This window comes from Pseudomonas gingeri (genome assembly GCF_013386165.1).
Classification (GTDB): Bacteria; Pseudomonadota; Gammaproteobacteria; order Pseudomonadales; family Pseudomonadaceae; genus Aquipseudomonas; species Aquipseudomonas gingeri_C.
On the sequence record NZ_JACAOS010000018.1, the window covers coordinates 118,111 to 141,219 of the forward strand.

The 23,109-nt window shown below is 59.7% G+C and carries 21 protein-coding genes and 4 tRNA genes; 19 read left to right on the plus strand and 6 right to left on the minus strand.

Annotated elements, in window-relative coordinates:
* Nucleotides 1-55: 55 nt before the first annotated feature.
* The gene (ppsR, locus tag HX866_RS22255) at nucleotides 56-874 is read right to left on the minus strand and encodes a posphoenolpyruvate synthetase regulatory kinase/phosphorylase PpsR (RefSeq protein WP_100940806.1); all 819 of its coding nucleotides are present in this window, start codon (nucleotides 872-874) and stop codon (nucleotides 56-58) included.
* Between the two features lie 175 nt (nucleotides 875-1,049).
* Here ppsR and ppsA point away from each other — a divergent pair, with 175 nt between their 5' ends.
* The 13 genes from ppsA to HX866_RS22320 all read left to right on the plus strand — a co-directional run bounded on the left by ppsA (nucleotide 1,050) and on the right by HX866_RS22320 (nucleotide 12,925).
* Nucleotides 1,050-3,425: a phosphoenolpyruvate synthase gene (gene ppsA, locus HX866_RS22260; RefSeq protein WP_177094590.1), complete on the plus strand. Its 2,376-nt coding sequence runs from the start codon at nucleotides 1,050-1,052 to the stop codon at nucleotides 3,423-3,425.
* Nucleotides 3,426-3,615: 190 nt separating this feature from the next.
* Nucleotides 3,616-4,605 (plus strand): alpha/beta fold hydrolase, encoded by a 990-nt coding sequence (locus HX866_RS22265; protein ID WP_177094591.1) that lies wholly within the window; start codon nucleotides 3,616-3,618, stop codon nucleotides 4,603-4,605.
* Nucleotides 4,606-4,758: 153 nt separating this feature from the next.
* Complete coding sequence (rraA, locus tag HX866_RS22270; RefSeq protein WP_177094592.1) at nucleotides 4,759-5,250, plus strand: ribonuclease E activity regulator RraA; 492 nt, start codon at nucleotides 4,759-4,761, stop codon at nucleotides 5,248-5,250.
* 27 nt (nucleotides 5,251-5,277) lie between these two features.
* Complete coding sequence (locus HX866_RS22275) at nucleotides 5,278-6,273, plus strand: zinc transporter ZntB (RefSeq protein ID WP_177094593.1); 996 nt, start codon at nucleotides 5,278-5,280, stop codon at nucleotides 6,271-6,273.
* A gap of 58 nt (nucleotides 6,274-6,331) precedes the next feature.
* Complete coding sequence (locus HX866_RS22280; protein WP_371315529.1) at nucleotides 6,332-6,583, plus strand: CrfX protein; 252 nt, start codon at nucleotides 6,332-6,334, stop codon at nucleotides 6,581-6,583.
* A gap of 2 nt (nucleotides 6,584-6,585) precedes the next feature.
* Nucleotides 6,586-7,410, plus strand: coding sequence for a mechanosensitive ion channel family protein (locus HX866_RS22285; protein ID WP_100940800.1), 825 nt, complete (start codon nucleotides 6,586-6,588; stop codon nucleotides 7,408-7,410).
* A gap of 91 nt (nucleotides 7,411-7,501) precedes the next feature.
* Complete coding sequence (sigX, locus tag HX866_RS22290; RefSeq protein WP_177094595.1) at nucleotides 7,502-8,092, plus strand: RNA polymerase sigma factor SigX; 591 nt, start codon at nucleotides 7,502-7,504, stop codon at nucleotides 8,090-8,092.
* A 107-nt stretch (nucleotides 8,093-8,199) separates the two neighbouring features.
* Nucleotides 8,200-9,183, plus strand: coding sequence for an OmpA family protein (locus tag HX866_RS22295; protein ID WP_177094597.1), 984 nt, complete (start codon nucleotides 8,200-8,202; stop codon nucleotides 9,181-9,183).
* A 122-nt stretch (nucleotides 9,184-9,305) separates the two neighbouring features.
* Nucleotides 9,306-10,115 carry a helix-turn-helix domain-containing protein gene (locus tag HX866_RS22300; RefSeq protein ID WP_177125074.1) on the plus strand — a complete coding sequence of 270 codons (810 nt, stop codon included), beginning with the start codon at nucleotides 9,306-9,308 and terminating at the stop codon, nucleotides 10,113-10,115.
* A gap of 46 nt (nucleotides 10,116-10,161) precedes the next feature.
* The gene (locus HX866_RS22305; RefSeq protein ID WP_256344978.1) at nucleotides 10,162-10,617 is read left to right on the plus strand and encodes a SycD/LcrH family type III secretion system chaperone; all 456 of its coding nucleotides are present in this window, start codon (nucleotides 10,162-10,164) and stop codon (nucleotides 10,615-10,617) included.
* Complete coding sequence (locus tag HX866_RS22310; RefSeq protein WP_177094602.1) at nucleotides 10,614-10,907, plus strand: acyl carrier protein; 294 nt, start codon at nucleotides 10,614-10,616, stop codon at nucleotides 10,905-10,907. The genes HX866_RS22305 and HX866_RS22310 overlap by 4 nt, the downstream gene beginning before the upstream one ends.
* Before the next feature lie 287 nt (nucleotides 10,908-11,194).
* Nucleotides 11,195-11,815: a winged helix-turn-helix domain-containing protein gene (locus tag HX866_RS22315; RefSeq protein ID WP_371319277.1), complete on the plus strand. Its 621-nt coding sequence runs from the start codon at nucleotides 11,195-11,197 to the stop codon at nucleotides 11,813-11,815.
* An 87-nt stretch (nucleotides 11,816-11,902) separates the two neighbouring features.
* On the plus strand, nucleotides 11,903-12,925 hold the full coding sequence (locus tag HX866_RS22320; protein ID WP_177105687.1) for a quinone-dependent dihydroorotate dehydrogenase: 1,023 nt from the start codon (nucleotides 11,903-11,905) through the stop codon (nucleotides 12,923-12,925).
* Between the two features lie 116 nt (nucleotides 12,926-13,041).
* On the opposite strand, the gene rmf is transcribed toward HX866_RS22320, so the two are convergent.
* Nucleotides 13,042-13,257: a ribosome modulation factor gene (gene rmf, locus HX866_RS22325; protein WP_002553055.1), complete on the minus strand. Its 216-nt coding sequence runs from the start codon at nucleotides 13,255-13,257 to the stop codon at nucleotides 13,042-13,044.
* A gap of 616 nt (nucleotides 13,258-13,873) precedes the next feature.
* On the opposite strand from rmf, the gene rlmKL reads away from it, so the two are divergent.
* Nucleotides 13,874-16,141, plus strand: coding sequence for a bifunctional 23S rRNA (guanine(2069)-N(7))-methyltransferase RlmK/23S rRNA (guanine(2445)-N(2))-methyltransferase RlmL (gene rlmKL, locus HX866_RS22330; RefSeq protein ID WP_177094609.1), 2,268 nt, complete (start codon nucleotides 13,874-13,876; stop codon nucleotides 16,139-16,141).
* A 37-nt stretch (nucleotides 16,142-16,178) separates the two neighbouring features.
* On the opposite strand, the gene dacB is transcribed toward rlmKL, so the two are convergent.
* Entirely contained in the window at nucleotides 16,179-17,633 is a 1,455-nt protein-coding gene (dacB, locus tag HX866_RS22335; RefSeq protein WP_177140414.1) for a D-alanyl-D-alanine carboxypeptidase/D-alanyl-D-alanine endopeptidase, read from the minus strand.
* A gap of 231 nt (nucleotides 17,634-17,864) precedes the next feature.
* Here dacB and HX866_RS22340 point away from each other — a divergent pair, with 231 nt between their 5' ends.
* Complete coding sequence (locus tag HX866_RS22340) at nucleotides 17,865-18,209, plus strand: YggL family protein (protein ID WP_177094613.1); 345 nt, start codon at nucleotides 17,865-17,867, stop codon at nucleotides 18,207-18,209.
* Between the two features lie 66 nt (nucleotides 18,210-18,275).
* On the opposite strand, the gene HX866_RS22345 is transcribed toward HX866_RS22340, so the two are convergent.
* Nucleotides 18,276-19,034, minus strand: a complete 759-nt coding sequence (locus tag HX866_RS22345; RefSeq protein WP_177094615.1) for a hypothetical protein — start codon at nucleotides 19,032-19,034, stop codon at nucleotides 18,276-18,278.
* A gap of 343 nt (nucleotides 19,035-19,377) precedes the next feature.
* Between HX866_RS22345 and HX866_RS22350 the strand changes: the two genes are divergently transcribed.
* From HX866_RS22350 to HX866_RS22365, 4 genes are all read left to right on the plus strand, one after another.
* A tRNA-Glu gene (locus HX866_RS22350) sits at nucleotides 19,378-19,453 on the plus strand.
* 2 nt (nucleotides 19,454-19,455) lie between these two features.
* Nucleotides 19,456-19,531: transfer RNA gene (locus HX866_RS22355), tRNA-Gly, on the plus strand.
* 105 nt (nucleotides 19,532-19,636) lie between these two features.
* Nucleotides 19,637-19,712 (plus strand) — tRNA-Glu (locus HX866_RS22360).
* Between the two features lie 3 nt (nucleotides 19,713-19,715).
* A tRNA-Gly gene (locus HX866_RS22365) sits at nucleotides 19,716-19,791 on the plus strand.
* Nucleotides 19,792-19,926: 135 nt separating this feature from the next.
* Here the strand turns inward: HX866_RS22365 and HX866_RS22370 are convergent.
* Nucleotides 19,927-20,283 (minus strand): BrnA antitoxin family protein, encoded by a 357-nt coding sequence (locus HX866_RS22370; protein WP_177140415.1) that lies wholly within the window; start codon nucleotides 20,281-20,283, stop codon nucleotides 19,927-19,929.
* A 498-nt stretch (nucleotides 20,284-20,781) separates the two neighbouring features.
* On the minus strand, nucleotides 20,782-22,992 hold the full coding sequence (locus HX866_RS22375; RefSeq protein WP_177140416.1) for a TonB-dependent siderophore receptor: 2,211 nt from the start codon (nucleotides 22,990-22,992) through the stop codon (nucleotides 20,782-20,784).
* Between the last annotated feature and the right edge of the window lie 117 nt (nucleotides 22,993-23,109).

Sequence of the window (23,109 nt, forward strand, 5' to 3'; positions counted from 1 at the left end):
TGGCAAGCCAGCTCCCACAGGGATCGCCAGCAAGCCGGCTCCCACAAGGGCGGGGTTACTTGAACCGCCGCTCCACGCCTTTCTCCACGAGGATCTTCGCGGAAATCTCTTCCACCGAGAAATGCGTGGAATTGATATGGGCGATGTTCTCGCGGCGGAACAGGTTCTCCACCTCACGTACTTCGAACTCGCACTGGGCATAGCTGGAATAGCGGCTGTTGGGTTTGCGCTCGTTGCGGATCGCGGTCAGGCGGTCCGGGTCGATGGTCAGGCCGAACAGCTTGTGCTGGTGGGCGCGCAGGGCGGCGGGCAGTTGCAGGCGCTCCATATCGTCTTCGGTCAGCGGGTAGTTGGCCGCACGGATGCCGAATTGCATCGCCATGTACAGGCAGGTCGGAGTCTTGCCGCAGCGCGACACGCCCACCAGGATCAGGTCGGCCTTGTCGTAATAGTGGGTGCGGGCGCCGTCGTCGTTGTCCAGGGCGAAGTTCACCGCCTCGATACGCTCCATGTAGTTGGAGTTGCCGCCGATGGAGTGGGACTTGCCCACCGAGTAGGACGAGTGTTCGCTCAGTTCCTGTTCCAGCGGGGCGAGGAAGGTGGAAAAGATGTCGATCATGAAACCATTGGACGTGGCGAGGATCTCACGAATGTCCTGGTTGACGATGGTATCGAAGATGATCGGGCGAAATCCGTCCTTTTCGGCGGCGATATTGATTTGTTGTACCATGGCCCGGGCCTTGTCCACGCTGTCGATGTACGGACGGGTGAATTTGGCGAAGGTAATGTTTTCGAACTGCGCCAGCAGGCTTTGACCCAGGGTTTCGGCGGTAATGCCGGTGCCATCGGAGATAAAGAAAGCAGATCGTTTCATTTGCGCCTTGGGCCTTAAGCTGGTGACGATTCTTGGATATGATAGGCGCGATTTGCCGGCCTGGAATGGCTGGCATTCTCACTTATTTTCCAGGTCCAGGCCATATAGCGGACTAACCTGCCCTTAGAGCAGCCCGCTCCTGAGCTTTTCCAACACAGTTAGTGGAGAGATCACCTTGGTAGAGTACGTAGTTTCCCTCGATAAGCTCGGCGTCCATGATGTAGAGCACGTAGGGGGCAAGAACGCATCCCTGGGCGAGATGATCAGTAACCTCGCGGGTGCCGGTGTATCGGTCCCCGGCGGCTTTGCCACTACGGCTCAGGCGTATCGTGATTTTCTCGAACTCAGTGGCCTGAACGACCAGATCCATGCGGCGCTGGATGCGCTGGATGTCGATGACGTCAACGCCCTGGCCCGGACCGGCGCACAGATCCGCCAGTGGATCATGGAAGCCGAGTTCCCTGAAAAGCTCAACGCCGAGATCCGTACCGCGTTTGCCGCGCTGTCGGCGGGCAACCCGGACATGGCCGTCGCCGTGCGTTCCTCGGCCACCGCCGAAGACCTGCCGGACGCGTCCTTCGCCGGCCAGCAGGAAACCTTCCTGAATATCCGCGGCGTGGAAAACGTCATTCGTGCGGCCAAGGAAGTCTTCGCCTCGCTGTTCAACGACCGCGCCATCTCCTACCGCGTGCACCAGGGCTTCGACCACAAGCTGGTGGCCCTGTCCGCCGGTGTGCAGCGCATGGTGCGTTCGGAAACCGGCACCGCCGGCGTGATGTTCACCCTCGACACCGAGTCGGGCTTCCGTGACGTGGTGTTTATCACCGGCGCCTACGGCCTGGGTGAAACCGTCGTCCAGGGCGCGGTGAACCCGGATGAATTCTACGTACACAAGGGCACCCTCGAAGCCGGTCGTCCCGCCATCCTGCGCCGCAACCTGGGCAGCAAGGCGATCAAGATGATCTACGGCGACGAAGCCAAGGCCGGTCGTTCGGTCAAGACCGTCGACGTCGACAAGGCCGAGCGCGCGCGTTTCTGCCTCAGCGATGCGGAAGTCAGCGAGCTGGCCAAGCAGGCGATGATCATCGAGAAACACTACAAGTGCCCGATGGACATCGAGTGGGCGAAAGACGGTGACGACGGCAAGCTGTACATCGTCCAGGCTCGTCCGGAAACCGTGAAGAGCCGCACCCAGGCCAACGTCATGGAGCGCTACCTGCTCAAGGAAACCGGCACCGTGCTGGTGGAAGGCCGTGCCATCGGCCAGCGCATCGGCGCCGGCAAGGTCCGGATCATCAAGGACGTGTCCGAGATGGACAAGGTCCAGCCGGGTGACGTACTGGTTTCCGACATGACCGACCCGGACTGGGAACCGGTGATGAAGCGTGCCAGTGCCATCGTCACCAACCGTGGCGGGCGTACCTGCCACGCGGCGATCATCGCCCGTGAGCTGGGGATTCCAGCGGTGGTCGGTTGTGGCAACGCCACCCAGCTGTTGAAAGACGGCCAGGGTGTGACCGTTTCCTGCGCTGAAGGCGACACCGGTTATATTTTCGAAGGCGAACTGGGCTTCGATATCAAGAAAAACTCCGTCGATGCCATGCCGGAACTGCCGTTCAAGATCATGATGAACGTCGGCAACCCGGACCGCGCCTTTGACTTCGCGCAGTTGCCGAACGCCGGCGTGGGCCTGGCCCGCCTGGAATTCATCATCAACCGCATGATCGGTGTGCACCCCAAGGCGCTGCTGAACTACGCCGGGCTGCCACCGGAAATCAAGGACAGCGTCGACAAGCGCATCGCCGGTTACGACGATCCGGTCGGTTTTTATGTCGAGAAGCTGGTGGAAGGCATCAGTACCCTGGCGGCGGCATTCTGGCCGAAGAAGGTCATCGTGCGCCTGTCGGACTTCAAGTCCAACGAATACGCCAACCTGATCGGCGGCAAGCTCTACGAGCCGGAAGAAGAAAACCCGATGCTGGGTTTCCGTGGGGCCTCGCGCTACATCAGCGAATCCTTCCGTGACTGCTTCGAACTCGAATGCCGTGCCCTCAAGCGCGTGCGCAACGAGATGGGCCTGACCAATGTCGAGATCATGGTGCCTTTCGTCCGTACCCTCGGCGAAGCCAGCCAGGTGGTCGACCTGCTCGCCGCCAACGGCCTGGCCCGTGGCGAGAACGGCCTGCGGGTGATCATGATGTGCGAGTTGCCGTCCAACGCGATCCTCGCCGATGAGTTCCTCGAGTACTTCGACGGCTTCTCCATCGGTTCCAACGACCTGACCCAGCTGACCCTGGGCCTGGACCGCGACTCCGGGATCATTGCGCACCTGTTCGACGAGCGTAACCCGGCGGTGAAGAAGCTGTTGTCCAACGCCATCCAGGCCTGCAACAAGGCCGGCAAGTACATCGGCATCTGCGGCCAGGGGCCTTCCGATCACCCGGATCTGGCGCGCTGGTTGATGGAGCAGGGCATTGAAAGCGTGTCGTTGAACCCCGACTCCGTGCTGGAAACCTGGTTCTTCCTGGCAGAAGGGCAGGCGCAGGCCTGACGGCTTGGGGCCATTCCCCTTGTAGGCGCTGGCTTGCCGGCGGTGAGGTCCTTGAGCTCGGCATTGGCCGAGCGGACGCCATCGCTGGCAAGCCAGCTCCTACAGGTTGGTGGTGTTTTGAAGTGACGTGTTACAAACCTTATTTTCAGGGCGAGTCCACTTGGGCCGCCCTTTTTTGTGCAAGAGCCTTATGCAAAGCAGCAGCAATCTTTTTCCGGTGGCTTTGATCAGCGCCGAGCGTCGTGGCGATCTCTGTGAAGACGTCTATCGTTTGAAACCGGGCAACAGCCCCGACAGCACGGTGGAACTGGCGGTCACCCGCCTGGGCCTGGCCGACGAGCCCGAGGCACGGGGTGTTCCGGTCGTCCTGCTGCATGGCAGCTTTTCCAATCGGCGTTTCTGGTATTCCGCCAAAGGCATCGGCCTGGGCGCCTATCTGGCGCGTGCCGGGTTCGATGTGTGGATCCCGGAAATGCGCGGTCATGGATTGTCGGCGCGCAACCACAACTATCGACGCAACCGCGTGGCCGATTACGCCCGCTATGACTTGCCAGCCATCGCCGCGTTCGTGCGTGAGCAAAGCGGGCAGATTCCCCACTGGATCGGTCATTCCCTCGGCGGTACCACCCTGGCGGCCGCCCTCGGCGGTCAGTACCTGGGTGCGCCCGGCGTCGCTTCGGCGGCCTTGTTCGGTTGCCAGGTCAGTCGCACCTACTGGCCGTTGAAGATTCCGCCGGTGGAGTGGGGCGGTCGCTTGCTGCTTCGACGTTTCGCCCATTTGTCCGGTTCGCGTCTCAAGCGCGGCCCGGAGGATGAGCCCATCGGCCTGGCCCTGGAAAGCCTGCGCTGGTACGGCCTGTTCGGGCGCTTCCGTGATGCCGAGCGGGACTGGTGGGGTGGCCTGGCGGAGGTGGACGTGCCGGTGCTGGCCGTCAGCGCGGTCGGTGATCACCAGGACCCGGCCTGGGCCTGCCGCAAGTTGTTCGAGCAGGTCGGCTCGGCCCACAAGCACTTTCTCTGCCTGGGACGCGAGCAGGGTTTCAGCTCGGATTTCGGCCATGTCGAGATGCTCGTCAGCAAGCCGGCACAGGCCGAAGTCTGGCCGCGGGTGGCCGATTGGCTGCGGGATCAGCAGGCTTTCTTGCAGCGTGAGTCAGCCGTTGTTCAGGAAACGCCCTGACAAGGGCATTCCGCTGACGGGTGGTAAAGGCTAAGATATGACGCATTGAGCGGTTTGGGTCATTGTCTAAACATTCTCCCGGGACAAGCGTTTCACCTTGTAGCGCGACCTGCGAAGTCTGGCATTCTCGATTCCACCTACAGGAGTTTACCCATGGACCATTACGTCACCCCCGACCTGTGCGACGCCTATCCGGAGTTGGTACAGGTGCTTGAGCCGATGTTCAGCAACTTCGGCGGCCGCGACTCCTTCGGTGGTGAGATCGTCACCATCAAGTGCTTCGAGGACAACTCCCTGGTCAAGGATCAGGTCGAGCTCGACGGCCGGGGCAAGGTGCTGGTGGTCGATGGCGGTGGTTCCCTGCGGCGTGCCCTGCTCGGCGATATGCTGGCCGAGAAAGCGGCGAAGAACGGTTGGGAAGGGCTGGTGATTTACGGCTGCATCCGTGATGTCGACGTGATCGCCCAGACTGACCTGGGGGTGCAGGCCCTGGCCAGTCACCCGATGAAAACCGACAAGCGTGGCATTGGCGACCTGAATATCGCGGTCACTTTTGCCGGTGTGACCTTTCGCCCGGGTGAATACATCTATGCGGACAATAACGGCGTGATCATCGCGCCGAGCCCGCTGAAGATGCCTGAGTAAAACTTTGCAACACAAAATGGGGTAAGGATGTTCGAGGAAGAAAACGCGCAATGGGGGCTGGTTTATGCCCTGGTTCTGGATGGTAAGGGCGGTGCGCGCTCGATTGCTCGGACGGAGCTTGATGGTCTGCAGTTGCGGCCCGAGGAAAGCCTCTGGCTGCACTGGGATCGCAGCCATCCGCAAACCCACACCTGGTTGCGCACCTCCAGCGGCTTGAGCGAATTCAACTGCGATCTGCTGTTGGAAGAAAATACCCGGCCGCGCCTGTTGCCCTTGCCCGACAGCGAACTGCTGCTGTTTTTGCGTGGGGTCAACCTCAATCCCGGTGCCGAGCCCGAAGACATGGTCTCGGTACGGGTGTTTGCCGCGCACCAGCGGGTGATTTCCCTGCGCTTGCGACCGCTGCGTGCCACCGATGAATTGCTGGTGCACCTGGAGCAGGGCAAGGGGCCGAAAAACGCCGCCGAGCTGATTCTTTACATCGCGCAATACCTCACCCTGAAGGTGCAGGACCTGGTCAGCGATCTCTCGGAAGTGGTCGATGACGAAGAAGAAAAGATAGATGCCGACGAACGGTATAGTCCTGAACATGGCGCCATCGTGCAGATACGTCGTCGAGCTGCCGGGCTGAAACGTTTCCTCGCGCCGCAACGGGATATTTTTGGCCAGTTGAGCCGGATCAAGCTGCCCTGGTTCGCCGATGAAGAAGCCGGTTACTGGAACGAATTGAACAACAGCCTGACCCGTTACCTGGAAGAGCTCGAATTGACCCGCGAGCGCGTGGGGCTTGTGCTTGAAGCCGAGGACCGGCGTCTGAACGTGCGCATGAACAAGACCATGTACCGCTTCGGGATCATCACCGGGATCTTCCTGCCGATGAGCTTCCTGACCGGTCTGTTGGGGATCAACGTCGGCGGTATTCCGTGGTCAGGCAACCCCTACGGTTTTATCATCGCGTGCCTGCTGATCGTCGCCGTTGCCGTCGGACAATGGTGGCTTTTCCGACGTTTGCGTTGGGTTTGAAACATGTTTCATGTGACCTGCAAAAAAATGATCGCGTCTTTCACAGATATACCGAGAGGTGCGTATGCACGATCCGTTTGAACAATCCTTGCGTGACATGCTCAAGGCCTCGCCGTCCACCCGTGACGACGACGCTTGCCTGGGGCGTGTCCTGAAAACCGCCAACCGTCAGGTGGGCGCCGGTGATCTCTTCAGTCTGATGGGCCGTTGGCTGCAGGCGCTGATGATCGCCTTGAACAACGGATCGGCCCACGTTTCGCCGGTTTCCCGTCGAACCCCTATTGCTCGCTCCACGGATAAGGCTGACTGAATATGGAACTTGACCTCTGGACCCAGAGCCTCGTCACGGCAATGACCGCCTTGTGGACCAAAGTCGCAAACTTCATCCCCAACCTGTTCGGGGCGCTGGTGGTGGTGTTGCTGGGCTTCGTGGTGGCCAAGCTGCTCGATACCTTGCTGTCCAAGCTGCTGGCAAAATTGGGTTTGGATCGCCTGATGGGCGGCACCGGATTGACCAAGCTGCTCGGTCGTGCCGGCCTCCAGGTGCCGATCTCGACACTGATCGGCAAGATCGTCTATTGGTTCATTTTGCTGATTTTCCTGGTTTCTGCGGCCGAATCACTTGGGCTTGAGCGAGTTTCAGCTACGCTCGACATGCTGGCACTGTATTTGCCGAAAGTATTCGGCGCGGCCCTGGTGCTGTTGGTGGGCGTCTTGCTGGCGCAATTGGTCAGCGGGCTGGTGCGCGGCGCAGCTGAAGGCGTGGGTCTGGATTACGCTTCAGGCCTGGGGCGGGTTGCCCAGGGGCTGGTGATTATCATCAGTATTTCGGTGGCGATCAGTCAGCTGGAGGTCAAGACCGACCTGCTGAACCATGTGATTGTCATCGTGCTTATTACCGTTGGTCTGGCTGTTGCGCTGGCCATGGGCTTGGGTAGTCGAGAGATCGCCGGACAGATTCTGGCGGGAATTTATGTGCGTGAGCTGTATCAGGTTGGGCAACAAGTGCGTGTGGGAGAGGTCGAAGGACAGATTGAGGAGATCGGCACGGTCAAGACCACGTTGCTGACTGACGAGGGTGAACTAGTCTCTCTCTCCAATCGGATCTTGCTGGAGCAGCATGTGAGCAGCCGCTAACCCGGCAAACCCTGCTACTCTATGCCGCCGCAAAAAAGCCCGCAGCCATGGGCTGCGGCGGACATTGACCTGACTGTCGGCCCGACTCGTTTTGAATAAAGCTCAATCGCTCTCCATGCGCTACGACCCCCGCGAACTCACCGATGAGGAGTTGGTGTCGCGTGCGCATTCGGAGCTGTTTCATGTGACCCGCGCCTATGAAGAGTTGATGCGGCGCTATCAACGAACCTTGTTCAGCGTTTGTTCAAGATATTTAGGGAACGAACGTGATGCGGACGATGTCTGTCAGGAAGTGATGTTGAAGGTGCTGTATGGCCTCAAGAACTTTGAGGGTAAATCGAAGTTCAAGACATGGCTATATAGCATCACGTACAACGAGTGTATTACGCAGTATCGCAAAGAGCGTCGAAAGCGGCGTTTGATGGATGCGTTGAGTCTTGACCCCCTCGAGGAAGCGTCTGAAGAGAAGACGCCGAAACCTGAGGAAAAGGGCGGACTGGATCGATGGTTAGTGCATGTGAACCCGATTGACCGAGAAATTCTGGTGCTACGTTTTGTCGCAGAGCTGGAGTTTCAGGAGATTGCAGACATCATGCACATGGGCTTGAGCGCCACGAAAATGCGCTATAAACGGGCCCTTGATAAATTGCGTGAGAAATTTGCGGGTATCGCTGAATCTTAGTTCAGCGCAAATGTCTCTTACGTGTAGGCAAGTTCTGCTACACTTGCCGCCGAGTTGTCCCCCGGTTTGTGGGACTGCTATACAATCACCAGATGGGGATTTAACGGATGAAACTGAAAAACACCTTGGGCTTTGCCATTGGTTCTATGATTGCCGCTACCTCGTTCGGCGCACTGGCACAAGGCCAAGGCGCGGTTGAAGGTGAAGCTTTCTACAGCAAAACCTATAACCACAGCGTCGACGACTACCAGAATGGCCGCGGTCCTGGCGTCTCGTTCGGCTACTTCCTGACCGACGACGTTTCCGTGAACCTGACCTACCGCAAGGACGACTACACTCGTTCGAACGGCGCCACTGGCAACCAAGAGATCAATGGTGATCACTTCGGTCTGAAGTCCCAGTACCACTTCGGCCAAGTCGGCGACATGTTCCGTCCTTATGTTGAAGGCGGCGTTGCCCACGGCAGCATGACCAACGTAGCCGCTGATGGCCACACTGGCCGTGACGGTTCGACCTACCTGACCACCGGTGCCGGTGTGAAGATGTACATCACCGACAACCTGTACGCTCGTGCCGGCGGTGAAGCTGACTACAAGCTGGACAACGGTCGTTGGGACTACCAGGCTCTGATCGGCCTGGGCGTGAACTTCGGTGGCAGCGGCGGCAAAGTAGCTCCGGCTCCAGCTCCTGCTCCAGTAGAGCCGGCTCCAGCTCCAGTAGCTGAATCCGCTCCAGCTCCAGAAGTTGTTAAGGTTGAGCTGGACGTGAAGTTCGACTTCAACAAGTCCGTGGTCAAGCCTAACAGCTACGGCGACGTGAAAAACCTGGCCGACTTCATGAAGCAGTACCCACATACTACTACTACTGTTAGCGGTCACACTGACAGCGTCGGTCCTGACCTTTACAACCAGAAGCTGTCCCAGCGTCGTGCTGACGCTGTGAAACAAGTTCTGGTCAAAGACGGCGTGGCTCCTAACCGCATCCAGTCGGTTGGCTACGGCAAAACCCGTCCAGTGGCTGACAACGCTACTGAAGCTGGTCGCGCAATCAACCGTCGCGTAGAAGCGTCGGTAGAAGCCCAAGCTCAGTAATTAGCTTGCGGTAAGAAAAAGCCCGGCTTCGGCCGGGCTTTTTTTCGCCTGCGATTTGAGCGCCGCGCCGCCATCGACCCGCTTCGGCGTACTTTCGGACAGTGCTTCATCAGATTTTCATCATGATTGGCTGGCGCCACCCGGCCATCATCGCACCGCTCAATAAGAACGAGACGGGGCGCAGCGTGCAGAGTGATCAACTATCCGCGACCAGGTGTCCGGGCTTTTTATGTGGTGAACAGGTTGTACAGGTACAGGCGGGGGAGGCCGGCGTGTGCCTGGCCCATGACGAGGCGAGCGTGTCCTGGTGCCTGCCCGCGGGTTGGCAGGGCTTGCTGGTGGCGCGGGGCATGTTGCGGGTCATTGGCGGTGACCTGCTCAGCGAACGCCCGGTGGAGGCGAGCCTGGTCAAGTTGCAGGTGTTTATCGACCAGGGCATGAGCTTCGAGCGGGTGCGATCGGCCGCCGCACCCTGGGCGGCATTGCCCCTGGCCTGCGAGGTATCGACCAGCAGGGCCTTGCTGGAATCCTGGTATATCGACTGCGCCTTGCGCGCCGATCCCGCTTATCAACGCTTTGCCGAAGTCCTGCGGCAAAGCCCGAACTACTGGCTGGTGCGTTTTCTCCTGGAGCAGGGCACCGCCAGCGAGAAGCTGATCGGTCTGGCCAAGCGTTATGGCGTCTCGGTCTCGCATTTTCGCCGGTTGTGCCACCAGGCCCTGGGCTGTGCGGCCAAACCCGAGTTGCGTGACTGGCGCACGGCCAAGGCCTTGTTGAGCATGATCGGTGGCGAGTGTTCGTTAACCGATGTGGCGCTGGAGTTCGGTTATGCCTCTTCGTCGCACTTTTCCAAAGAGGTTCGTGAGCTGCTGGGCGTGGCGCCCAGCCGCCTTTGCGATATCCAGGCGTCCATGGGATCGACGATCTCGTGACAGTCAAGGCGTCAGCGCAACTGGCGTGTTTCTCGGGGGAATGGCGATGAGTGGCCGCAAAGAGGCGCTCAAGGAGATGAGCGAAACCGGTGACGAACAGGTGCAAGGGCTCTATGCCCACGCCTGCCAGTTCCATGAGCAAGGACGCCTGGAGGAAGCGGAAAAACTCTTCCGTTTCCTGTGTATCTACGATTTTTACAACAGTCATTACTGGATGGGGCTGGCGGCGGTTTACCAGGTCTCCGGGCACTACCGCAAGGCCATGGAGCTGTATGCGGTGGCGTTTGCCCAGGATCGCGGCGACTACCGACCGATGTTCTATACCGGCGAGTGCCAACTGGCGCTTGGAGCGCACGCCAAAGCCAGGGACTGCTTCGACTATGTGCTCAGGCACGCGGCCGACGGTGAGCTGCCGCGGCGCTCGCGGGTCTATCTCGAGGATTTGAGTACGGACGTCCTGTTGTCCTGTTCCGAAGCGCTTTGCGGGAAAACCAGCCCATGAATTACCTGGTTCCGGGAGGGTGTGATTACTTTATCGAGCAGCAGGTGATGGTGTTGCTGGCTGAGCATTTCTCCGTGCCGCGCCGAAAGATCCGCTTCGAGTCGAGGCTGCTGGACGACTTGGGCATCGGCAGCGCCGACCTGGTCGAACTGGTTGGGCGGATCAATGGAGCGTTCCGCGTCGCACTGTCGGTCGATGAGGCCGAATGCTGGCGGACCGTGGCTGATCTATGTCGCCTTGTAGGAAACGCCCGGGGAGAGGGCGGGGAGCGACGAAAGCTCCTGCTTTGACGCGCAGTTTGTATGAGGGAATCGGCTTCTGGGTTGTAGGTTTTGTCGAGTCTACAGTCCTGTTGAATATTCCTTTTGCATGCGGGAAATGTCCTACCGACATGGCTCGATGCGAATTCCTATAGTCGTGGCGTTCCTCGCGAATAAGCCCTTTTCCCGGGTTTATTTTTGAATGGTCGTACATCTCTATAGAGGATTGCGTCGAGGTTATGGACAGCGTCATTGGAAAGACTCCACGACAAGCCTTCGTCTTTGGTCAATGGATATTGCACAACGATGGAAGCCTGGTGAGATACGGTCGCCGCATTCATCTGCCGCCCAAGGAGCTGCAGGTGCTGCGTCTGCTGCTCGGCTCGGCTGGACGGCTGGTGACCAAGGATCGTTTGCTCGACAGTGTCTGGCCGGGCATGGACGCGGCGGAGGAGTCGCTGACACGTTGTATCTATGTCCTGCGCAAGTTGCTCGAGGACAGCAAGGGCTATATTGCTACCGTCTACGGCAAGGGCTATCGCTTTACCGGTCCGGTGCTGCCGTTGCTGCCTGCGCTGATCGAGCCGGCGGCGGTCTCTGCGTTCACTGCGGTGCCTGTTCGCCCTTCCGAAGAGGTGTTTGCGGGGGATCCGCAGCACGCCGTGATCCGGCAACTGACGAACGTGTTGAGTGTCTTGCCAGCGGTGCCGATGGCCGTCTGTTGTGAACCCTGGAATGCGCTGCAACTGGCCGATACCTGGCTGGCCTTGTCGATGCTCGGGCTGTGTGATCGGGGGGCGGGCGTGGAGCAGGCGCGGGCGGCGGTGGCCCGGGTCCTGGAGCTGGAAGCGGGCAATCATCAAGCCCTGGCGCGCCTGGCCCTGGTGACCAGCCTGCAAGGTTGTGGGGAGCCGACAGCGTTGCCGCCTTGCGGGTGAGCCGGGCTCGTGGTGCGCCTATGGTTTTTCTTGGCTCCCGGCTATAATCGCCGGCCACTATCGCCGCCATCCGAGTCAAGCCCGCCCATGTATAACCTGGCCCGCCAGCTGTTGTTCAAATTTTCCCCGGAAGTCTCCCACGACTTGTCCCTGGACCTGATCGGCGCGGGCGGCCGTCTGGGGCTCAACGGCCTGTTGTGCAAGGCCCCGGCCTCGAGCCCGGTGACGGTGATGGGCCTGGAGTTTCCCAATCCGGTGGGCCTGGCTGCGGGCCTGGACAAGAATGGCGCGGCCATCGACGGTTTTGCCCAGCTGGGCTTCGGTTTCGTTGAAATCGGCACGGTGACGCCACGGCCGCAGCCGGGCAATCCGAAACCACGGATCTTCCGCCTGCCGCAAGCCGAGGCGATCATCAATCGCATGGGCTTCAACAACCTGGGTGTGGACAACCTGGTGTCGCGGGTTCGCGCCGCGCGCTACACCGGCATCCTCGGCATCAATATCGGCAAGAACTTCGACACGCCGGTGGAGCGTGCCGTCGATGACTACCTGATCTGCCTGGACAAGGTCTACGCCCATGCCAGCTATGTGACGGTCAACGTCAGCTCCCCGAATACCCCGGGCCTGCGCAGCCTGCAATTCGGCGATTCCCTCAAGCAACTGCTCGAGGCCCTGCACGTGCGTCAGGCGCAGTTGGCCCAGCAGCATGGCCGGCATGTCCCCCTGGCGATCAAGATCGCCCCGGACATGACTGACGAAGAAACCGTGCAGGTGGCCCAGGCGCTGCTGGAGTCGGGCATGGATGCGGTGATTGCCACCAACACCACCCTGAGCCGCGTCGGTGTCGAAGGCCTGGCCCATGGTGATGAGGCCGGTGGTCTGTCCGGTGCGCCGGTGCGCGAGAAGAGTACCCATACCGTCAAGGTGCTGGCCGCTGAACTGGCCGGGCGTTTGCCGATCATCGCGGCCGGTGGTATCACCGAGGGCGAGCACGCGGCTGAGAAGATCGCCGCCGGGGCAAGCCTGGTGCAGGTGTATTCGGGGTTCATCTACAAGGGGCCGGCGCTGATTCGCCAGTCGGTGGATGCCATCGCGGCGTTGCGGCGCTGAGTCGGCGGCATTAAAAAGGGCTCCGTAGGAGCCCCTGGGCCGAAGCCCGCCGCCCGGATGGGGCGTGCGTGGTAAGTCGGTTGTTGCTCAGATTGTCATGTCGGAATGTGCCCTGATCAGCCGACAGCGTGAAGTTCGTTGAGTCTGTGGATTCCCGCAGTGCCGGTCATACCGTCCCAGTTGTCGCCGCGTCCTTCTCGCCAGCCATTGATCCAGGCTTGGCGTACCGACGGTAGAGTAAAGGGGCAAAGCTCACGGGATTTGCCATGAACGCCGTATTGATATCCGCGTAAAAATGCTCTTTCCAACGGATCACGCTTAAGTCTTCTCATAGGGTGTTGCCCTCACTGGTTGACTGTTATATGTCCCGTAGACCTCTCGGCGAGGTCGGGCAGAATGCATCTGCCGTTGGTGCTCGCTGCCGGCGTGGCGAGCGCCGCTCTGGTACGAGAAGCCGCCTGGGCGGTTTCGCGGTAGAGAGCGGGGTGTTGACGCCATTGCGACGTCAACCTGTAGTGAGTTCTAACCAATGCGCAGGGGCGTGTGAATGATCGTTTTGTCATAAGGACGTAACGATAATGGTGTTAAGGCCATAAGATATGATGGCTGTTTGCTCGAGTCGCTGGAGAAATCCTAGCTATGATCAGCCCTTAGATGAATGATGAGTTTCATTCTCTATTGCGAATACCAACCTGTTGGGGTTGGGTATTATTCGACGAAGGGTCACGATGTGACTTTTTGTTACGATGATTTTTGTTAAAAAGGTTCTATTACGAGAGTTGAGCTGTCCAGGCATCAGAGTTCCTTCAACCCCGGGTTGCCGGATCTGCCTGGATGGACAGGCGCAATGGTGCGCCACACGAGCGCTCTTCGAGAAAAGCGCTTGATCGAAACCGAGCGGGCGATGCGTTTGCCCGTTCCTTGAAGGCTTGAAGCCCTGGAATTCCCATGTCGGATCGTTACGAACTCTTCCTCACTTGTCCTAAAGGCCTTGAAGGCCTGCTCATTGAGGAAGCCGTCGGGCTTGGCCTTGAGGAGGCGCGCGAGCACACCTCGGCCATTCGTGGCGTGGCCGACATGGAGACCGCCTATCGCCTGTGTCTCTGGTCGCGACTGGCCAACCGCGTGTTGCTGGTGCTCAAGCGCTTCCCCATGAAGGACGCCGAGGACCTTTACCATGGCGTGCTGGACGTCGATTGGCAGGACCATATGGTCTCCGACGGGACCCTGGCCGTTGAGTTCAGCGGCCATGGTTCGGGCATCGACAACACCCATTTCGGCGCCCTGAAGGTCAAGGATGCGATTGTCGACAAGCTGCGTACTCCGACCGGCGAGCGTCCCTCCATCGACAAGATCAGCCCGGACCTGCGCATTCACCTGCGCCTGGACCGTGGCGAAGCGATTCTTTCCCTCGACCTGTCCGGCCACAGCCTGCACCAGCGTGGCTATCGTCTGCAGCAGGGCGCGGCGCCGCTGAAGGAAAACCTCGCGGCAGCGATCCTGATTCGCGCCGGTTGGCCGCGCATTGCCGCCGAAGGCGGGGCCCTGGCCGACCCGATGTGTGGTGTCGGGACCTTCCTGGTGGAAGCGGGCATGATCGCGGCCGACATGGCCCCCAACCTCAACCGTATCCATTGGGGCTTTGACGCCTGGCTCGGCCACGTGCCGGCGCTGTGGAAAAAGCTCCACGAAGAAGCCACGGTGCGTGCCGACGCCGGCCTGGCCAAGCCGCCGCTGTGGATTCGCGGTTATGAGGCCGATCCACGGCTGATCCAGCCTGCGCGCAACAACATCGAGCGTGCCGGCCTGAGCGAGTGGATCAAGGTCTACCAGGGCGAAGTGGCGACCTTCGAGCCGCGCCCGGACCAGAACCAGAAAGGCCTGGTGATCTGCAACCCGCCCTACGGCGAACGCCTGGGTGATGAAGCCAGCCTGCTCTACCTCTACCAGAACCTCGGCGAGCGCCTGCGTCAGTCCTGCCTGAACTGGGAGGCGGCGGTGTTCACCGGCGCCCCGGACCTGGGCAAGCGCATGGGCATTCGCAGTCACAAGCAATACTCGTTCTGGAACGGCGCGTTGCCGTGCAAGCTGCTGTTGATCAAGGTCTTGCCGGATCAGTTCGTCACCGGCGAACGGCGTACGCCGGAGCAGCGCCAGATCGAGCGCGAACAGGCCGAGGTTCTGGCTCAGGAAGTGGCCGAAGCCCCGAAATTCAACAAGAACGGTAACCCGATCAAGCCGGCACCGGCTCCCGCACCCGTGGTCGAGCAGGCACGCCTGAGCGAAGGTGGGCAGATGTTCGCCAACCGTTTGCAGAAGAACCTCAAGCAGTTGGGCAAGTGGGCCCGACGCGAAGGTGTCGACTGCTATCGGGTGTATGACGCCGATATGCCGGAATACTCCCTGGCTATCGACCTGTACCACGATTGGGTGCATGTCCAGGAATACGCCGCGCCGAAGTCCATCGACCCGGAAAAGGCCCAGGCCCGTCTGTTCGATGCCCTGGCCGCGATTCCCCAGGCGTTGAACGTCGACAAGAGCCGCGTGATCATCAAGCGCCGCGAGCGCCAGAGCGGGACCAAGCAATACGAGCGCCAGAGCGCCCAGGGCAAGTTCACCGAGGTCAACGAAGGCGGCGTGAAGCTGTTGGTCAACCTGACCGATTACCTCGACACCGGCCTGTTCCTCGACCACCGGCCAATGCGCCTGCGGATCCAGAAAGAGGCGGCCGGCAAGCGCTTCCTCAACCTGTTCTGCTACACCGCGACTGCCAGTGTGCACGCGGCCAAGGGCGGTGCGCGCACCACCACCAGCGTCGACCTGTCGAAAACCTATCTGGACTGGGCGCGGCGCAACCTGTCGCTCAATGGTTTCTCCGACAAGAACCGCCTGGAGCAGGGTGATGTGATGGCTTGGCTGGAGGCCAGTCGCGATGAGTTCGACCTGATCTTCATCGACCCGCCGACCTTCTCCAACTCCAAACGCATGGAAGGCGTGTTCGACGTCCAGCGTGACCACGTGCAGTTGCTCGACTTGGCCGTGGCCCGTCTGGCACCTGGTGGCGTGCTGTACTTCTCCAACAACTTCCGCAAGTTCCAGTTGGACGAGCACCTGGCGAGCCGTTATGCCGTCGAGGAAATCAGCGCCCAGACCCTGGACCCGGATTTCGCCCGTAACAGCAAGATCCACCGCGCCTGGAAAATCAGCGCCCGCTGATCAGCCAGGATCCCGGGCCCTGATGCAGGGGCCCGGGTTATTCGTCCGAGTCGGCCACGTTGGGGCGGCGGTACAAGTCCAGCAACACCTGATCCAGCACCGATGAGGCGCCCCAGGGTTTCGGATCGTTGAGGATGGCCACCACCGCCCAGGTGGTGCCGTTATCGTCGCGGCTGAAGCCGGCAATGGCGCGCACGGTGTTCAGGGTCCCGGTCTTGATATGCGCCTCGCCACGCATGGCTGTCTGCTTCAGGCGTTTGCGCATGGTGCCGTCGGTACCGACGATCGGCAGCGAACTGATGAACTCCGCGGCATACGGGCTCTTCCAGGCCGATTGCAGCATGCTCGCCATTTCCCGTGCACTGACCCGCTCGGCACGGGACAGGCCGGAACCGTTCTCCATCACCAGGTGTGGCGCGATAATGTCTTTTTTCGCCAGCCACTGACGGACCACCCGCTGCGCCGCCTTGGCGTCATCGCCGTCGGCATCGTTGCGGTACTCCGCACCCAGGCTCAGGAACAATTGCTGGGCCATGGTGTTGTTACTGTATTTGTTGATGTCGCGGATGATTTCCGTCAGGTCCGGCGAGTAGGCCCGGGCCAGGAGGCGGGCACTCTTGGGCACCACGTCGGAACGATCCTTGCCATGGATGCTGCCCCCCAGTTCCTGCCAGATGGCGCGCACGGCACCGGCGGTGTAGGTCGGGTGGTCGAGCAGCGACAGGTAGGTCTGCGAGCTACAGCCTTCGGCCAGTTGGCCGCTGACGGTGACCAGGGTGGTGCCGTCGTCCTGGGGCACCGGGTTGTAGCGCACATCGCCGCTGCACTGCTTGGCGTTGAGCACCTTGACCTGGTTGTCGATACGGATGCTGGCGATCGGCGGTTCCACCGAGACCAGCACTTTGCCCGAGTCGTTGCGCGCGACAAAACGCAGGGCCTTGAGGTTGACCATCAATGCATCGGGCTTGACCAGGAACGGCTTGTTCTCGTCGTTGCCGTCGTCATTGAACTCCGGTAGTTGCGGCTGGATGAAGAAGCTGCGGTCGAGGACCAGGTCACCGGTCACCTGGTTCACGCCGTTGGCCCGCAGGTCACGCATCAGCAGCCAGAGCTTTTCCATGTTCAGCTTCGGGTCGCCGCCGCCCTTGAGGTAAAGGTTGCCTTGCAGGACGCCGTTGCTCAGGGTGCCGTCGGTGTAGAACTCGGTTTTCCACTGGTGGTTGGGGCCGAGCATTTCCAGGGCGGCATAGGTGGTGATCAGCTTCATGGTCGAGGCCGGGTTCACCGACACGTCGGCATTGACGAAGGTCGGTGTACCGGGGCCGTTGAGCGGCAGCAGCACCAGGGACAGGGCATCGTTTTGCAGCTTGCTGGCGCTGAGTGCCTGCTGGACCTTGGGAGGGAGGGTGGTGTTGACGGGTGCTGCGTAGGTGGGAAAGGCCAGGGGAAGGAAAAGGCCGGCGAGCAACAGCGGACGCAAAGATTTGATCATCTGAAATAGACCCTACCGTCGAGGGGGGAAATACGAGGGCATGTGGACAAAAATCCCTCAATGGTCGTGAAAGTGACGGCATTATGCCCCAAGGTAAGGAAACGTGGGCCTTGGGCCGGCCGCGTATTCCGGATTTTTTTCCACTGATCGACCAGCCGTCACCACGGAACCGGGCAATTGCAGCCTTAAACTGATAAAGTGCCGCCCGTTATTACTTTTGAGGATTGTTTCATGGCGACTAACCGTTCCCAGCGTCTGCGCAAAAAGCTGTGCGTCGATGAATTTCAGGAGTTGGGTTTTGAGCTGAACCTGGATTTCAAAGAAGACCTGAGTGAAGAGGCTATCGACGCTTTCCTCGACGCGTTCCTGAAAGAAGCGATGGAAGCCAACGGTCTAGGCTATGTCGGCGGCGATGACTACGGTCTGGTTTGCCTGCAGAAACGTGGCTCGGTCAGCGCTGAGCAACGTGCCAACGTTGAAGCCTGGCTCAAGACCCGTAGCGAACTGACCTCCGCTGAAGTCAGCCCGCTGATGGACGTCTGGTACCCGGAAAAGCCGATCAATCCGGTCGCCTGATTCCCCGGTACACGCATAAAAAAACGGACAAGCCTGGCTTGTCCGTTTTTTTTGCCTGGGATTCCATCAGTCGTAGATGGCTTTCTTCTTCCAGTCGGCGTCGGCTTCGACGTCCTTCAGGCCCTGGGTCAGTTCGTTGACGTCTTCTTCAGTCGGCTTGATGTTGGTGAGTACCATGGAGTTGGCGCGGGCCAGCAGCTTCTCCATGAAGATCAGCTGTTCGTTATAGACCGCAGGTTCTGGCTGCTTGCGCAGGTATTGCACACCACGCTCGAAGGCCAGGCGCGCCTGCCCCGGTTGTTCCTGTTGCAGGGCATGCTGGCCGAGGTTGTTGAAGAACTCGATGTGCAGCAGCACGAGGATATGGCGCACTTCGCGAATCCAGTGCTTGGCTTCGGCGGCGGGGAGGAAACCGTCCTGGGCGGCACGGGTGATCTGGCCGTGCAGGGCTTCAAGGAGGAAACGCACATCCTTGGCCTTGGCTTCGGTCTGGATCGGGCTGGGCGGGTTGTTGACCGGAATCGATTCACCCTGGCTGACCTGCGCGGAGAGCTCGGCAATGCGGGCCTTGACCTTGCTGTTGGTCTTTTCCAGGTTCAACAGGCGCTGGTTCACATTGAGTTCCAGGCGTGTCAGCAGCAGCTTGAGGGCTGGGCTCATCAGTTGGCCGGGGAAGGTCTCGGTGATTTCGCCACAGCGACGCATGCGGTCATTGAGTTCGACCTTGGATCGGGCCTTCTCCAGCTTGCGGCTTTCTGCCATATGATTGAGGAAGCCGATGGCGATCAGGAGAAAGATCCCGGCTGCGACCAGCAGGGTGATCATGAATGGTGTCACCGTTAAGACCTCTTCAAGGTGTAGTGCGAACGAGTGTAGTGGCTTGGCGTTTTCGCCGATAGCATTGATCGACGCGCTGCATGGCCCCAGGGGTGGAGCACATAGCCACTATTTCCCTGGGTCAACTATAACGCCTTGTCGGGCGTCAGAATATAGGCGCCAAGGGGCGGACGCGAGGATGCCCGGGAAAGCCCTATAAAGGGGGGCGAAGTCATTGATTTAAATAAATTTATCCATGGGGGTTGACGACCCTTCGATCCATCCATAGAATGCGCGCCACTTGCAGCGTAAAGCACACAGCGAAGCGCAGCAGGGAGTGAAGTTGTAGTGTGTCCCCTTCGTCTAGTGGCCTAGGACACCGCCCTTTCACGGCGGTAACAGGGGTTCGAGTCCCCTAGGGGACGCCAATGCGGGAATAGCTCAGTTGGTAGAGCACGACCTTGCCAAGGTCGGGGTCGCGAGTTCGAGTCTCGTTTCCCGCTCCATTTTTAAACAGCACTGCTTTCGGGCGGGGCTGAGTGAAACCAGAACCGACATCTTCGGATGCGGATTTGGGCACTGAAATACACACCATGTGTTTCAGTTAGCGTGTCCCCTTCGTCTAGTGGCCTAGGACACCGCCCTTTCACGGCGGTAACAGGGGTTCGAGTCCCCTAGGGGACGCCATTTGCGGGAATAGCTCAGTTGGTAGAGCACGACCTTGCCAAGGTCGGGGTCGCGAGTTCGAGTCTCGTTTCCCGCTCCATATTCAACAAAAACGCCGCTCAGTGATGAGCGGCGTTTTTGTTTGCGTGGGATTTTAGTGCTGGCCGGGTTCAGGTTATCAGGGTGTCAGCGGGCACTCCTATAGGAGCGCATCCCGGCTTTGAGAAAGTGAACGCTATGCTTTGAGTTTTTCGGGTTTGGTGGGTTCCGCGATGTTGTGCAGCTCTTTAACCATGGCGATCATGCGTTTCTCAAGGTCCTTGACGTCAGCCCGAGTAACGCCGTTTGCATAGGGCCTGAGTGCTCTGGACCTCTTTTGAGAGACAGGCACCAGCGTGTGGGCTGTCTGAGAAACAAGGGCCTGGCGCAGGAGGTTGTTGATGATGGTTTGATAGCCGGTTCCAGCGCTTTCGGCGCGCTCGCGAGCAGCATCAATGACGTCGTCATCAAGCATGATCGTGATCCGTGTTTTGCCCTTGCTACTGGCTACTGGGCCGCGCTTGGCCGAACTGAAATCATATTCGTCTTTCATGTGTTAACCCTCCAGGTAATGGCGCGTTCGTTTATCCAGGGCAGATTTCAGGTGGGCTGCGTGGATTTTTTGGGGGGGGCAGGGCGGGAGTCCCCGCGAAAAAGAAGAGAGCCAGATGCTTGTATCAGGGACAGGCATAAATGACTGGGGTTGAGTGTTACTGATCATTATTTTGAAGGCGGGGCGAAGATTGCCCCCCTCGAAAAACCAGCCCAGAATCATGTCTGTCGAAGCCGCTCGAGGTCGAAAAATTTTGACCGTTTTCAACGGGATAGAAGCTTGCAGCGTGACTCGTTTCCCGTTCCACATTCAACAAAAAACGCCGCTCAGTGATGAGCGGCGTTTTTGTTTGTGCGCGTTACAGGTATGAGCCGCAGCTTCATCTTTCCATGGCTGTGGCGTTCGAGTTCATCCATGAACTCTCTGATGCCGACCATCCTCAGCAGGTCCTTTCAAAACGCCTGAAAAGCCTGCCCGGGCCAGGCATGGTTCAGCGACTTACCAGCGGAAGTTGACCGCAGTCACCAGTTCCCGCTCGTCGCCATAACGGCAGATCGCCGCCTCACAGTAGACGTACTGCTTGTTGGTGACGTTGTTGGCGTTGACGCTCACTGTCCAGTTCTTGTCGATCTGGTAGCTGGCCATCGCGTCGAACAGGGTGTAGGCCGGCTGGTCGGTCGGGATCCCGGTTGCGCGCGTGGTGCCCTGGTAGCGGGCGCCGGCACCGACCTTCAGCTTCGGAATGTTGAGCAGGGCGAAGTCATAATTCAGCCACAGTGCCGCCTGGTTATACGGCGTGTCGTCGATGCGCTGATTGATTTCGCCCGGGTTCACGCTCTTGGTGATGCGTGCATCGGTGTAGGCGTACGAGGCGATGGCGCTGAGTTGAGGCGTCAGGTCGGCTTTGGCTTCGAGCTCCAGGCCGCGGGAGCGTTGTTCGCCGATTTGGCGGGCATTGCCGAGCAAGTCGACCGACAAGGCGTTGGTCTGGGTCAGCTCGTACAGTGCCGCACTCAGCAGCAGGTTGCGGCCTTCGGGTTGATAACGGATCCCCACTTCGTACTGCTTGCCCATGGTTGGGGCGTAGGTTTGTCCAGGTGTGGTGATTTCGGCGACGGCCACCGGGAAGAACGACTCGGCGTAGCTGACATACGGCGCCAGGCCATTGTCGGCCTTGTACACCAGGCCGGCCCGGTAGGTGGTGGCCTCGTTTTTCTGGCCGGATCGCAGACCGGAGGCGAAGGCTTGCTGCGACTGATCGGCCCAGTCGTGGCGGCCGCCCAGCAGCAGGATCCAGTGATCGTCGAACTTGATCTGGTCTTGCAGGTAGATACCTTTTTGCAGGGTATCAAGTTGCGAGCCACGATCCAGCAACGGGTTGTGGTTGACCACGATCGGTTGACCGTAGTTGAAGGTGTTGAGGTTCAACGAGGCCGAGTTGGCGCGGAAGTTGTGCGAGTCATACGAGGTGTCGTAACCGTCAAACCCGACCAGGAAGGTGTGTTCCGCGCCGCCCAGGTTCCACTTCGACTCGATGCCGGTATCGGTGGTCCAGCTGCGCGAGCGCTCGCGGCGATCACTGTACTGGCGACGCAGGATCCCGGTGTTGGCCGAAGCGGCCAGTGCGGCTGCCGAGGTCTGGATCTGCATGTAGTTCCATTTCACGTCGGCATCGTAGTAGCGCAGCTTGTTGATGATTTTCGTGTGTTCGTCAAAGCGGTGTTCGAACTCGTAACCCAGCGCCGACATCTCGCCACTCATGTCGTCGTAGTTCGGTTCGCCGACAAAATCGTGGCGACCGATGAAGAACGGGCCGTTGCCCACGCCTTTGGTCATCTGGTACGGCAGGGGCGCGGAGAACCTGGTGTCGCTCTTCTGGTAGAACGACAGGATTGTCAGCGAGGTGTCTTCGTTGGGGCGCCAGGTCAGTGCGGGGGCGACATAGGTCTTGTCGTCGTTGATGTAGTCCACTGGCGTTTCGCTGTCACGATTGAGCAAGGTCAGGCGATAGCTCAGGGTGTCGGTCAGCGCGCCGCCGAAGTCTGCGGAAAGCTGCTTGCGATCATTGTTGCCGACTTCCAGGTTCAACTCGTGCAGCGGTGTATCGGTCGGGCGTTTGCTGACACCGTTGATCATGCCGCCCGGTGACAATTGGCCGTACAGCACCGACGCCGCGCCGCGAATCACTTCAACCCGCTCCAGGCCGTAGGGCTCCTGAACACCGTCGTAGGAGTTGTTCTGCAGGCGCATGCCGTCGCGCAGCAAGCCACCGGTGGCGGACTCGACGTTGAATCCACGAATGCGGAAGCGGTCGGAGGTACGGTTGAAGCTCGACGGTTGGCTGGTGATCCCCGGCGTGTAGCTCAAGGCATCGGCCAAGGTGTCGGAGAGGCGATCTTTCATCTCATCGCTGGTGACCACGGAGATCGATTGCGGCGTTTCGATAATCGGTGTGTTGGTCTTGGTGGCGCTGCCGTTCTGCAGGGCAACGTAGCCATCGACATGGGCGGTCGGTAGCTCATCCGCTTTGCCGGTGATATTCAGTGGGGACAGCTGCAGGGCTGTCCCCGAACTCTCGCCGCTGTCTTCTGCGTAAGCGTTGCCGGCAAGGGCGCTCCCCAGTGCCAGCGCCAGCGCGGTCATGCCGAACATTTGATTGATTGTATTGGCGCGGTTAGCCAAAAGCCGTTGTGGTTTGCTGTCGAACATCGAAAAAAAGTCCCTGATAGTTTTTGTTTGCCTGAGGCAAAGGGTATTCCTGCTTGCTCCCGCGTCGACAGAAGGCTGATGGCTTGGTGTCGATGGGCCATACTTTAGTACTAAATG

Coding starts and splice junctions, on each gene's coding strand:
- ppsR (WP_100940806.1), bottom strand. CDS start 874: ATGAAACGATCTGCTTTCTTTATCTCCGATGGCACCGGCATTACCGCC.
- HX866_RS22265 (WP_177094591.1), top strand. CDS start 3,616: ATGCAAAGCAGCAGCAATCTTTTTCCGGTGGCTTTGATCAGCGCCGAG.
- rraA (WP_177094592.1), top strand. CDS start 4,759: ATGGACCATTACGTCACCCCCGACCTGTGCGACGCCTATCCGGAGTTG.
- HX866_RS22275 (WP_177094593.1), top strand. CDS start 5,278: ATGTTCGAGGAAGAAAACGCGCAATGGGGGCTGGTTTATGCCCTGGTT.
- HX866_RS22285 (WP_100940800.1), top strand. CDS start 6,586: ATGGAACTTGACCTCTGGACCCAGAGCCTCGTCACGGCAATGACCGCC.
- HX866_RS22295 (WP_177094597.1), top strand. CDS start 8,200: ATGAAACTGAAAAACACCTTGGGCTTTGCCATTGGTTCTATGATTGCC.
- HX866_RS22300 (WP_177125074.1), top strand. CDS start 9,306: ATGATTGGCTGGCGCCACCCGGCCATCATCGCACCGCTCAATAAGAAC.
- HX866_RS22305 (WP_256344978.1), top strand. CDS start 10,162: ATGAGTGGCCGCAAAGAGGCGCTCAAGGAGATGAGCGAAACCGGTGAC.
- HX866_RS22310 (WP_177094602.1), top strand. CDS start 10,614: ATGAATTACCTGGTTCCGGGAGGGTGTGATTACTTTATCGAGCAGCAG.
- HX866_RS22320 (WP_177105687.1), top strand. CDS start 11,903: ATGTATAACCTGGCCCGCCAGCTGTTGTTCAAATTTTCCCCGGAAGTC.
- rmf (WP_002553055.1), bottom strand. CDS start 13,257: ATGAGAAGACTTAAGCGTGATCCGTTGGAAAGAGCATTTTTACGCGGA.
- rlmKL (WP_177094609.1), top strand. CDS start 13,874: ATGTCGGATCGTTACGAACTCTTCCTCACTTGTCCTAAAGGCCTTGAA.
- dacB (WP_177140414.1), bottom strand. CDS start 17,633: ATGATCAAATCTTTGCGTCCGCTGTTGCTCGCCGGCCTTTTCCTTCCC.
- HX866_RS22340 (WP_177094613.1), top strand. CDS start 17,865: ATGGCGACTAACCGTTCCCAGCGTCTGCGCAAAAAGCTGTGCGTCGAT.
- HX866_RS22345 (WP_177094615.1), bottom strand. CDS start 19,034: ATGATCACCCTGCTGGTCGCAGCCGGGATCTTTCTCCTGATCGCCATC.
- HX866_RS22370 (WP_177140415.1), bottom strand. CDS start 20,283: ATGAAAGACGAATATGATTTCAGTTCGGCCAAGCGCGGCCCAGTAGCC.
- HX866_RS22375 (WP_177140416.1), bottom strand. CDS start 22,992: ATGTTCGACAGCAAACCACAACGGCTTTTGGCTAACCGCGCCAATACA.